Source organism: Priestia flexa NBRC 15715 (assembly GCF_001591565.1).
In the GTDB taxonomy this organism is placed as follows: Bacteria; Bacillota; Bacilli; order Bacillales; family Bacillaceae_H; genus Priestia; species Priestia flexa.
In genome coordinates this window covers 1-11196 of the sequence record NZ_BCVD01000123.1, presented here as the reverse complement: position 1 = coordinate 11196, position 11196 = coordinate 1, and the positions used below count along the sequence as shown (strand labels likewise).

Below are 11196 nucleotides of genomic sequence, written 5' to 3'. Positions count from 1 at the left end.
ATTTTTATTCACTTTTAAATTCCTTTTTTTAAAAAAACTGCACCTAGATTAAAATAATCGAAGGGGCAGTTTTTATTAAACATTGTAATTTAATCTTCTTTATTCAATTCCCCAATAGAAAATTGAGTCCATTCCATACTCATCTTCACTGATGAAAATGCCAAATTTCTCATCAACACTTATAAGTATGAACCAGAAATAAGCTTCAGAATTATTAGCTTCTGTATAATCTAATATACTTTCTAAGTTTTTATAAAAATCTTTTAATTCAATTATTAAATTAGGCAATTGTTCATGTTTTCTACCATTGTAAATTACAACTTTTTGATTGGGATAATCTTTTATTTTGTTTTGAAATTCTTCTAATTCAACTTTTATTCTTTGTTCATCATGTTCAAAGGACACCTTAAGTTTAAGCTTTGACGAATAAATAAACTCTAGCTTGTCCAGGTAAACTTTTTCATTATTCATCTCGAATGAAGAAATATCTGGAATGCATTTCTTGAAATTATCTTCAGCTTTTTTTAAGTAGTTTTTTCTCTTTAATTCAGCTATTTTTTCTTTTCTCAAATGATTATCTATTTTTCTTCCCTCGCTTTTTGTATCCTGAACGATTTTCTGGGTAATGGCTTCTTCTCTGATCATATCTACCTTTTTTATAAGGGTTTACCCCATCTACCACGTAAAAATGCGGACCTCTTCCTGATTTATCATGTTTATGCTTTACAATTTTTTTGTAACCTTTTCCAAAGTCATAAACTGTACGATGTTCTGATGTTCCATCGTATATCATTGTTTTTCTTTTTATATGCACATTATTAGGAATACCAGCTGCTCTTTTAGCTGCTCTTAATGCTCCCCTATGGGTGACTCTTTGTCCAAGTTTATAGCTAACCCTTGCTATTTTTCCTACTTTAATAAAATTAGAAGCTACAGCCCAAGCAATTTGTTTTTTATTCTTCCCAGCTTTGTATGCCTTGTAGCCATCATAAGCCGCAAACCCTGCATTAACTGCAAACCATAAGAGATGACCATCTGGATCTACATACATAACCGGATTGTTATTTACATATGTATAACCATTTTGTGTAATTGGGTCATCCACATCACCAGGGTCTGGGTCAGCTGAGATAAAAACACCATGCTCTGGATTGTAATAACGAGCAATCAAATAATACATGCCTGTTTCATCATCTTGCATGTAACCTGCATACGTGAATGGGTTTTTAATATCTGTTTGGCCAGATACCACTTGCTTTTTCGCATTTCCCCACGCATCGTACGTATAGTTTACCACAACATTTCCACTATCATTGGTCATCGCTACGACATCACCGTGTGGATTGTAGTGATAATAATACGTTTTTCCACCTGTTTGCATCGATAAACGTACGCCATCCATCGAGTAAACATACGAACGTAGAACATTTCCATTTCCATCTGTTTCATATAATGGATTAATGCTATCTCCATCGTAATAGAAGCGTGTGACAGTACCATTCACATTTTTCTCAATACGACGATCATCATCATCATATTTGTATGTCGCAAAGGCTTTACTTTCACCTTTTTTCGTAATCGACGTTAATTGATCAGCTGCATTCCATGTGTAGGTATATTTCCCGTCTTCTAGACGATTACCATTTTGATCATATTTAATAATTGATCCCATCAATCATACACGCATGAAGTTGTGCCAGCAACTGAACCATCCCCTTTATAGGATGTAATAGGTGGTGCAAAATGAGGATGAGAGAAGGATTCTGTCTTGCTATTTTCTAAAAAATAAATACCAAACACACAAAATAGGCCGCTGAGCAATTTTATGCTCAGCGGCCTATTTTGTGTGTTGACGTCATCAATTCTTCGACTGACGATATCCAGCTTCCTCTGCTTCTTCTTCCGTACAAAACCACTGCACGTTGTTCATCTTCTGGTCGTAATGCGCACCGGTTGGGACGTGATAAATTTTCGAGTTTTTGTTGCCTTTAATTTTATTTTCACAGCGCTCGTTTAGCTCCGCTGATTCGTCTTCTTCTTTTTCTTTTATACCTCTGGCTACTTCAGAGTTATAGCCTTTTTCTTCTACATAGTTTTCAATGCTCCAGATACCCAGCTTGTTTTTTCGAGCTTGGTCCTGCGTTTTACGAAATTCGTCCACATATTTCGTATTGGGAGGAAAGACCGCTACGCGTGCCAGACCTTTTGCCACAAGCTCTTCATTAAACAACTTGCTGTCTACCCATATGTACGCAAGCAAACGGCCATAGCGATCGCGCTCTTCTGCATCAAACTCAAGCGTGACTTCTTGGTTTGTTAAGTGCTCTGTTGTATAGTCAGATGCTTCTGGTCCAAACGGTTGAACCTTTAGCTGCGGATGCTTTGTTTCAGGGGTGTCTACGAGAATAAGACGTACCGTTTCTTCCTTTCCATTTAAAAGTTCTACTTTGACTGTGTCTCCATCCACTACTCTCGTAACCTTTGCTGCTACTCCAATAACGTCTTCACGCTTCAGTGAAGACTCCACCTCGTTTTCATCTCCGGACTGACTTACATTTGTTTCTTCTTCTGTCGGCTGCGTTGCTTTCTTTTCGTTTGATTCACTTGTTTCTGTTCCACACCCGCTTAGAACTGCGAGTATTAAAATCAGGAGAAAACCAAGCGTCTTTTGTAACCTATTCAATTCATTCCACCTCTTACTTTTGCTTCCATTTATGCATAAAAAACAAAAAACTCGCGAATCGCTTATCACGAGTTTTTGTCTATAACTTTGTTAAAAAATTGATCGTATGACGTTAAATGATAATCTGCTTCAAGCGCATCGTTTTGAAAAGCACACGTTTTAATACCAAGCTCACGCGCAGGCTTTAAATCTAACTCACGGTCACCAATAACTAAATCAAGATGATATTTATCGTGAAGATACGCATAAGCTCCTGTATCCGGCTTACGCTTGTATCCATCGTCTTTTGTAATGATTTCTGTAAAATAGTCCTCCATCCCAAAGTACGCTAAAATAGCAAGAGTAGACTCGCGTGATTTATGCGTTACAATCACGTTTTTATCAGCCCACTTTAGTACGTCTTCTACATGGGGAAATGCCGGCTTGTCTTCAGGACTTAGCTGATGCTCAAGCACATGGAAATTTTCATCAAACACTGATTTTTCCACATTAAAGTGCTTAATCGCAACTTCCGATGAAATCTTCATTTGTTTCAAGATTTCAGCTTCCGTAACGGAATCGTCTTTTACAAGCTTTTTGAATGCTTTTACTATTGTTGGATATGTATCGAAAATGGTACCATCAAAATCCCATAAAATGTTCATCTTATCAACCTCTCTTTTTCAAAACCGTTCTAATCATACCAAACTTTTGGCTCGATGTCATTTGAATTTCGAATTCGTTTTGAATTATCATTTTCTTGTCATTTTCGTTTTTCGACTTTAGTTATTCGCTTTTAGAAAATATTATTGCTGAGTTAGCGATCAAACTCAAACGAGAAAATAAAGAATGGCTGAAATAATAAAAAGAGCGTTGGGGTAGTACTCTCCTTCGCTCTTTTTATATGTCTTCAGCTTAATTTGAACAAAATATTCTGACAATTAAGTTAAACGAGAAGAATTTTTTGTTTTTGGGATAAATAATAAACCAATCACAATGCCAATCACTGCTGGTACAATCCACCCTAACCCTTGAGTGTATAAAGGTAACCAAGCAAATATGGACGGCAATCCTACTGGTACAAGTCCGTCGTATACGCTAACGATTCCTGTCAATAAAAGCGTACTAATATAGATAACGTTTGACCCTTGAAAATAAGAGTGAAAAAACGAAAGCACAACAAGCATGATCGTTAGCGGATAAATCATAGTCAGTATCGGAACAGATAGAGAAATGATCTGGTTAAGTCCCACATTTGTTAGCAGTAAACTCCCAATCGTTAGTACTGTAACAATTTTCTGATAAGAAACATTTGGAAGAATACTTGTAAAATACTGAGCGCAAGCTGTAATTAGCCCAACGCACGTTGTAAAGCAAGCAACCCCTACAGTAGCTCCTAATAAAATAACACCCGCAGCTCCGTAAAATTGCTCTGCTGCTGCTGTTAAAAGCTCGCCTCCGTTTTGGAACGTGGACACACTTCCCATTCTCGCTCCTAATACACCAATGAGTATGTACACGCTACATAAGGCAATACCTGCAATGATACCTGTTTTCATCGTCGTATTTATAATGGCTTTTCTCGCCGTAATACCTTTGGCTTTAATTGCCGAAATCACCACAATTCCAAACGCTAATGAAGCAATGGTATCCATCGTTAAATACCCTTCCATAAAGCCTGTAAAAAATGGGGCACTTTCATACTTTTCCGTTACGTTACCGAAGGACGGTTCAAGATTGAATAATCCTGTAAAACCAATTAAAGCAATTGTCAGTAATAAAAATGGCGTTAGCAAACTGCCAATTCGATCTACGATTTTCGCTGGGTTTAAGCTAAGCCAGTATACAAGTGCAAAAAAGGCAATTGAAAAAAGCGCTAGAGATACACCACCTACGTTCTCTCCTAAAAATGGTGCTAGTCCCATCTCATAAGCTACGTTCGCACCGCGTGGAATTCCCATAAACGGTCCAATCATCAAATATAATACGGTTGTAAAAATAAGTCCAAATATCGGGTGTACCCTACCGCTTAGTGCTTGAACTCCATTATCCACTGTGGAAATTGCAATCACACCTAGTATTGGAAGTCCTACTCCTGTTAAAACAAAGCCAATCATCGCTGGCCAAAATGCTTCTCCTGCTTCCTGCCCTAAAAAAGGAGGGAAAATCAGATTTCCAGCTCCAAAAAACAGCGCAAACAGCATGAAACCAATTACGATATTGTCTTTAACAGTTAATTGTTTCATTTCGTTATATGCTCCTTTTACACAATAAAACTCGCCTCTCGAATGAGACGAGTGTATTGTCGAAAAATGTAGATATTTCATACGCAAAATGTAATTTTAACGAACAACAAACAAACTGTCAATACGTATATTGTTATTTTTCAAAAAATTCGTTACGAACTACCGCATCCGCTGCCACAGCTTGAACTCGAACAACTTGACCCTCCGCTATCTCCCCCACCATCAAAAAACGAATCATTGTTGTCATGACCACCGTGTCCGTGCTTATGGTCGTAATCATCCATGGGTGTGGAACAAGCATAGCCGCTGGAGTATGTTCCACTATCTGATGCTTCCGGCCGCTTCATCAACATATCCATATAATAGCCAAAGTCTTCAGCTGCATATAAGGAATAAAAAATAAAGGCTTGAAATAGCGTAGCTTCTGTTACTTTCTTTGACTTTTTAGAGAACGGCTCTTTTTTAGCATTTTGCTTTAGATGTTCAGCTTGCTTAATTTCACCTTTCATTTGACGAATAAGCGCTGTCTTAAGTTCATCCCATTCGTCGGAAGGCGTAAAATATTTATCAATTAGCTTTTCTTCGGATAGTTGATGAAAATCTTTCAGTATAGAACGCGGAATAGGATGTTGGAAAAACCTCCCCCATAAAAGGCGACTATTATCTTTTACATCAAACAAATGCGTGTACAACCAGTCAAAGAACGCACGCTTCCCTGGCTCAGAGCTTGCTTCACTGTTCGTATTGGGCTGATGGTGTAAGAACCGGCTATAAAATTCTTTTGTAAATCGCTCATAGTCCATCGTAAACATAATCATTTCATGCCACACATCATCTACTTTGGAGCTAAACATGGGTACATTCTTAATAATAGCGTTCATTACAAAGTAGCGCTTAAGCTCAAAGGTCGCCCACTCCATTTCATGAGGCTTCATCTCGTGCTCTTTCGCCACTCTTTCCTTCACCTGTTCAATATATGAAGTAGATAAAGAGCTTTCGAAACTCTCTTCGAGTGCAGCTCCTTTTTCCCCATATCGAATACCGAGGTGATTTGGCACTTCTCGGTCATAAAGAAATGATCGCTTTGGTTTTTGGCTCCTTGTTGATTTCACAATAATAATTACAGCAATAATAACTGCTGCTACAATAATTAGAACTCCCACTTTTATTTTCTCTCTCCTCACTCTTCAATCTCTATCTCTTACCTATATTGTATATTTTACCATATATCAAATATGTCAAGGTAACTATCTTTTTTACTACAATAGATATGGTGAATAATGTTTATTTTCATTCAAAAAAGAACCCCGAATGTTGGAGTTCACTTGTTCAGAAGCTTAAGAAGACTTCTTAACTAACCGATTAACTCTAGAAATTCACAAATAAAAAACGCTTGGGATGTGATTCCCTAGCGTTTTTGTATTCCTTTATTTTACGAAAGCGTCTTTACTTTAACGATATTTATTCACCACGACCGATGGTATCGTTCAATCTTTTTCGGTATTTATCCTTCCATGTTTGCTCATCCTGCACAAGGTCATCGCAAAAAGCAGCTACGTCCTGGCCTGTGAGATCCGTCACTTTTTTCCCTTCTGCTGCTCCTTCTTCAAAAAGGTCGATAATTCCGCCAAAGATACGTTTGTTTCCTTCCCAATCGGTTGGACCACCACCAGCTGTCCACATATATTTTTGAATGGCTTTATAAGCGTTTCGATACTCGGTTGGAAGTGCTTTTGCACGAGATTCCATCGCTCGCCATTCTCTTTTTTCATCCAAACTTCCAATGATTTTCTCAAAGAAATTCATGTTATTTACCTCCCTTTATACTTTTCACTTTTAACTCATTTATTCTGCTTGATACAAAATCCCATTTCGTCCAAAATGCTTCAAGATGCTCTTGTCCCGCTGCGTTAAGTGTATAAAACTTTCGAGGTGGTCCCATAGTGGATGGTTTTTTCTCGATGTCTACAAGCTTATTTTTCTCAAGCCTCATAGTAATCGTATACACTGTTCCTTCAACTACATCAGTGAAGCCAAGCTGACGCAATTGCTGCGTAATTTCATATCCGTACGTTTCGCCTCGGCTGATAATTTCAAGGACGCAGCCTTCAAGCACCCCTTTTAGCATTTCTGTAATATTTTCCAAATGTTCACCCTCCATTGGTACTTTACATTATTTTGATTAAACTCTTACATAAAAGATGTTTTATAAATCACTAATAAGTAATACTAACTACCACTATATAGTACCACATATTAGTAGTCAAGAAACAAGCAATGTTTAATGAGATATAAGACCTTCTAACTTATTTAGACTGACCCTCCTATTCAAGAATGGTTAAGTATCAATAGCTATCTTTTCATTTTAATCATGACTAATCGTTTTTATATAAGATAAAAGAAAAGACCAAATCTATGCGATTTGGTCTTTTACTTAATAACCTATTCCCTATGTCTCTTCAATGAAACGACTTGTTTGCCATTCAGCTTATTTTTATTAAACCCTATTCTTCTGGAATTTCATCAACCTCTTCAACTTTCACAATACCGTTTGTACTGAACTCCAGATCAAAATACGCTTTGACGATATCACCTTTTTCAAGCCCTTTTGGCAGCGGTTCGTTTACCTTTGCCTCCAAAAATGAAATACCAGTTCCTTCTTTTGTCGTTCCATAGTAGCGTCCATCTTCTACTTTATCAATTGTAATATAGTAAACTCGGTATTTACGCTCTTCTTTATCGCCTTTCACCTTTTCGTTAACAGTTTCTTGCGCTGGTAATTTATCTAACGTTTCTTCAGCTTGCTTGGCAGTTGGCGTTGTTCCTCGATTCATAAACTGCACGACAAGTAGGCCTAAACAAACCACAAGTAAAATAAGTAATATAATTTTCTTTACTCCTAAAGACAAAATGTGTGCCTCCTTACACCTTTATGTATATCGTGATCATGTTGCACAAAAGTGATTATACACGATAACGACTCAAAAATATGTGTAAAATTTGTAACATAATCAAAATATGAGAAAGTACCTATGTAAACACTTAACCATACATTACCATAAAACTCTTGCTTAAAATGCACCATTTCTTTATTTTATCGTTGATAATGCAGGGTTTTATAGTTATTTAACGTATGTGGCTAAAATTATTGGATAAAGAAGGATTGTCTGGTTTTCTTGTCGAACCTATACATAAATTGTAATCATATTGTTACTTGACGTCACGTAATATGCTTTTGAAGTGAAAAGGGAGGGAACGAAATGAACTTACTAATCATCAGCTTTTTAGCAGCAGCTGTTCTTGCATTACTGGCAAGACTTTGGTTTCTAAAAACCAATCCACGCTCGGATGACCAAACTGTTCATAAGCCTATCGTTTCAGTTACTGGGCAAGTAAAATCAGCAGAAGGAATTGATCAGGTTGCCATTTCAAAAATTGAAATGTATGAAGAGCATTTATTAATTAACCAAGTAGCCATGATTCCTCTCCACCGCATTCAGCGTGCTGAATTTATCAAGCACGTCAAAAATGAAAAAGGCGTTAAAGGTGCACCTGTCCAGCGTTATTTTGGAGAACTGACATCCATTTCACAAATAAAAATGGAGCGGAAGCGTTAATTGTTTGCAGCACGCCAAAAAAGAATCAGTTTCACCATATCTATCAATATGATGTAATGAAAAAGACGCTTAACAAAGCGTTAGGTATTGAAGATTTACAAAACCACCTTGCGTTCCGCGAGCCTTACGAACTATAATCTGGTAATTTTTTCTTATCGGTATCATAAACCTCCTTTTATTGCACAAGCTATATCATATACATACCCAATCTAAGGAGGTTTTCATCATCGATCCAATTCAATTCCTAAAGTACTTCTGTTCCTTCGCCGGAGCAGGGTGCTTAGCATTTACGTATTATCATATGTTTAAAGGAAATAAAAAAGAAGACAAAGAAAGCAGTACGGATTGAGTACTGCTTTTTTTGTGCTTATTCATTTGTTTAAGTATGGTAAAATAAGTATACCCTACACTGAACGGAGCGGTGCAAATGGATATTTATGATTATTTAGACCTGCTACAAAAAGATATACAAACTTCTCCTATACAAGAAATTGAACAGCGCTATTTTGATATTTGCACAAAACTTTGCGGAACTGATATAGCAAAAGCTATTCAGCTCGTTTCATTAAAAGACTACCAAGAGGCATTACAAGATCTCTTGGCTCAAGGTTTAACAGTTGCATACTCTGAAGGTGCCAAAGCCATTTACTTTGAGTACGACTTAGATAATGATTGGGATAGTACGCTTTTTATCTGTGAAGATTATCAGCCACTTGAAGAGGACGATGATGAGTGGGCATGTGAATGGGTTGATGAAATAAATGGACCCAGTCTAGCAACGTTTGGCAATTTATATGAATCTCATGGCTTCCACGATACAAACGAAGCGCTAGGCTCAACACTTTACCTCATTGTACGGACAGTTTTAGAATACATGAGAGCTTACAATGAGGTGAATGCTTTTCCTAAAGTGAACGTTTGTATTGGATTTCATGATCAAGATCCCGTAATGAGAATTAATGAGGCAGCGAGCGTTTTATAATATGAATCGTCATGAGTTTTCATCTCAAAATTTACATATTCTTATTACGCTTGCTGTAAATCAAGAACTCTCTCACAAAACGTTGGTGGATTGGTGCTCTCTCTACATACATGAAACCGATGAAGGTGATAATCAAAACCTTTTGTTGAATGATAAAGCAATAGATATAGACGCTCAGTGGGAGTTGTTTCTTTCAAATACGTTCACGCTATCTGAGTTACAAACTCTTAACTTAGACTTGATTAAAATACCAGTTCAATGGCTGAAGGATTGGCTAGAAAAGCTTTAACCTATTTAGTTTACCAAAACAAAACCACACCTATAACCGGTGTGGTTTTGCTTTGATTAAAACGCCCAGTTCCCTTTTCTAAACACGGGCTCGCTTGTACCGTCAGCTTTGATGCCGTCGATGTCCATTTCAGCTGAGCCAATCATGAAGTCAACGTGGGTGATGCTGTCGTTTGCTCCGTTTTCAGCTAGCTCGCCTTTTGACATTGTTTTTCCGCCTTCTAAGCAGAACGAATACGCGCTGCCAATCGCTAAGTGATTTGATGCGTTTTCGTCAAACAGCGTGTTGTAGAAAATGATATCAGACTGGGAAATGGGTGAGTTATGCGGTACTAGCGCCACTTCACCTAAATATTTTGCTCCTTCATCTGTATCAATTAGCTGCTTTAACGTTTCTTCTCCGTGCTCTGCTTTAACGCCTGTAATTTTTCCGTTTTCAAACGTAAGCGTAAAGTTTTCGATCAGGTTACCTGCATAGCTTAATGGCTTTGTGCTTGTCACCTGGCCGTTCACACCGTCTTTTTTCGGAACGGTGAACACTTCTTCTGTTGGCATGTTCGCCATGAAGTCATGCCCTTTTTCGTTCACGCTTCCAGCGCCTACCCAAATATGCTTTTCAGGTAGTTCAATTGTTAAGTCTGTACCTGGTGCTTTATAGTGTAGTTTTGCAAAGTGCTTTTCATTTAGGATATCCACTTTTTCATGTAGATTGTCGTTATGTTTTGTCCAAGCAGCTACCGGATCTTCTTGGTCCACACGTACCGCTTTGAAAATCGCTTCCCATAGCTTTTCTTCTTGCTTATCTTCCGGTGCGTCAGGGAATACCTTTGCCGCCCACTCTTTTGATGGTACGGCTACGATTGACCAGCTAATTTTATCAGATTGAATGGCTTCTCTAAACTTTTTCATCGCTTGACCGCTTACACGTTGGAACGTTGCGATACGCTTTCCGTCTACGCCTTTTAATAGATCCGGACTGCTTGAGATAACGGATAAAACAGCTCCTCCATTTTCAACAAGCGCTTCGCGTTCTTGAACTCGCCAAGCTGGGAATTCTTCAAATACTTCATCCGCTGCTTTTTCATACTTCAAGCGAACAAGATAATCATCTTTAAAATCAACGTCAACTGACTTTGCACCAGCTTCATACGCTTTTTTAGCTACTTCACGTACGAATGATGCCGATGCAACATCAGCAGAAATATGTAAAACTTGCCCTGGTTGAATATTGACGCCAACCTTAACCGCTAGCTCAGCGTACTTTTCAATATTGCGTTCAAAATTTAACATAATCTGTCCCCTTTACTAAAAAATTCTTCCACTGTTATTTTAGCATAAACGAATAGCGCAATGATAATATTTGCGTTTTTAGTTTACATAATAAAATTACAGAAAATAAAA

Annotated in this window: 12 protein-coding genes and 1 pseudogene; 3 read left to right on the top strand and 10 right to left on the bottom strand. The window is 37.6% G+C overall.

The window, feature by feature from the left end:
- Window positions 1-99 precede the first annotated feature (99 nt).
- The 9 genes and pseudogenes from BFL01S_RS16630 to BFL01S_RS16590 all read right to left on the bottom strand — a co-directional run bounded on the left by BFL01S_RS16630 (window position 100) and on the right by BFL01S_RS16590 (window position 7817).
- Window positions 100-570 (bottom strand): YxiF family protein, encoded by a 471-nt coding sequence (locus BFL01S_RS16630; RefSeq protein ID WP_169799870.1) that lies wholly within the window; start codon window positions 568-570, stop codon window positions 100-102.
- Between the two features lie 4 nt (window positions 571-574).
- Window positions 575-1660: pseudogene (locus tag BFL01S_RS21485) on the bottom strand (RHS repeat-associated core domain-containing protein); the annotation flags it as partial.
- A gap of 198 nt (window positions 1661-1858) precedes the next feature.
- Window positions 1859-2683 (bottom strand): thermonuclease family protein, encoded by an 825-nt coding sequence (locus tag BFL01S_RS16620; RefSeq protein ID WP_061786363.1) that lies wholly within the window; start codon window positions 2681-2683, stop codon window positions 1859-1861.
- Window positions 2684-2748: 65 nt separating this feature from the next.
- Window positions 2749-3327, bottom strand: a complete 579-nt coding sequence (locus BFL01S_RS16615) for an HAD-IA family hydrolase (protein WP_025907926.1) — start codon at window positions 3325-3327, stop codon at window positions 2749-2751.
- A gap of 276 nt (window positions 3328-3603) precedes the next feature.
- Complete coding sequence (gene brnQ / locus BFL01S_RS16610) at window positions 3604-4908, bottom strand: branched-chain amino acid transport system II carrier protein (protein ID WP_061786362.1); 1305 nt, start codon at window positions 4906-4908, stop codon at window positions 3604-3606.
- A gap of 152 nt (window positions 4909-5060) precedes the next feature.
- Complete coding sequence (locus BFL01S_RS16605; protein ID WP_061786361.1) at window positions 5061-6071, bottom strand: UCP032817 domain-containing protein; 1011 nt, start codon at window positions 6069-6071, stop codon at window positions 5061-5063.
- Between the two features lie 298 nt (window positions 6072-6369).
- Window positions 6370-6714: a DUF1048 domain-containing protein gene (locus tag BFL01S_RS16600; RefSeq protein ID WP_025907929.1), complete on the bottom strand. Its 345-nt coding sequence runs from the start codon at window positions 6712-6714 to the stop codon at window positions 6370-6372.
- 1 nt (window position 6715) lies between these two features.
- Complete coding sequence (locus BFL01S_RS16595) at window positions 6716-7054, bottom strand: PadR family transcriptional regulator (protein WP_025907930.1); 339 nt, start codon at window positions 7052-7054, stop codon at window positions 6716-6718.
- 358 nt (window positions 7055-7412) lie between these two features.
- Window positions 7413-7817 carry a hypothetical protein gene (locus BFL01S_RS16590; protein ID WP_061786360.1) on the bottom strand — a complete coding sequence of 135 codons (405 nt, stop codon included), beginning with the start codon at window positions 7815-7817 and terminating at the stop codon, window positions 7413-7415.
- 351 nt (window positions 7818-8168) lie between these two features.
- Here BFL01S_RS16590 and BFL01S_RS21140 point away from each other — a divergent pair, with 351 nt between their 5' ends.
- The 3 genes from BFL01S_RS21140 (at window position 8169) to BFL01S_RS16575 (ending at window position 9796) form a co-directional block, all read left to right on the top strand.
- Window positions 8169-8525, top strand: coding sequence for a hypothetical protein (locus tag BFL01S_RS21140; RefSeq protein ID WP_235859255.1), 357 nt, complete (start codon window positions 8169-8171; stop codon window positions 8523-8525).
- Between the two features lie 427 nt (window positions 8526-8952).
- Window positions 8953-9507, top strand: a complete 555-nt coding sequence (locus tag BFL01S_RS16580; RefSeq protein WP_061786359.1) for a hypothetical protein — start codon at window positions 8953-8955, stop codon at window positions 9505-9507.
- Between the two features lies 1 nt (window position 9508).
- Window positions 9509-9796: a hypothetical protein gene (locus BFL01S_RS16575; protein WP_061786358.1), complete on the top strand. Its 288-nt coding sequence runs from the start codon at window positions 9509-9511 to the stop codon at window positions 9794-9796.
- Window positions 9797-9852: 56 nt separating this feature from the next.
- On the opposite strand, the gene BFL01S_RS16570 is transcribed toward BFL01S_RS16575, so the two are convergent.
- Window positions 9853-11085 carry an aminopeptidase gene (locus BFL01S_RS16570; RefSeq protein WP_061786357.1) on the bottom strand — a complete coding sequence of 411 codons (1233 nt, stop codon included), beginning with the start codon at window positions 11083-11085 and terminating at the stop codon, window positions 9853-9855.
- Window positions 11086-11196 lie beyond the last annotated feature (111 nt).

Bases quoted from the DNA above. Each gene is read 5' to 3' on its own strand.
- BFL01S_RS16600 (WP_025907929.1), bottom strand. From the start codon at position 6,714: ATGAATTTCTTTGAGAAAATCATTGGAAGTTTGGATGAAAAAAGAGAA.
- BFL01S_RS16575 (WP_061786358.1), top strand. From the start codon at position 9,509: ATGAATCGTCATGAGTTTTCATCTCAAAATTTACATATTCTTATTACG.
- BFL01S_RS16615 (WP_025907926.1), bottom strand. From the start codon at position 3,327: ATGAACATTTTATGGGATTTTGATGGTACCATTTTCGATACATATCCA.
- BFL01S_RS21140 (WP_235859255.1), top strand. From the start codon at position 8,169: ATGAACTTACTAATCATCAGCTTTTTAGCAGCAGCTGTTCTTGCATTA.
- BFL01S_RS16570 (WP_061786357.1), bottom strand. From the start codon at position 11,085: ATGTTAAATTTTGAACGCAATATTGAAAAGTACGCTGAGCTAGCGGTT.
- BFL01S_RS16580 (WP_061786359.1), top strand. From the start codon at position 8,953: ATGGATATTTATGATTATTTAGACCTGCTACAAAAAGATATACAAACT.
- brnQ (WP_061786362.1), bottom strand. From the start codon at position 4,908: ATGAAACAATTAACTGTTAAAGACAATATCGTAATTGGTTTCATGCTG.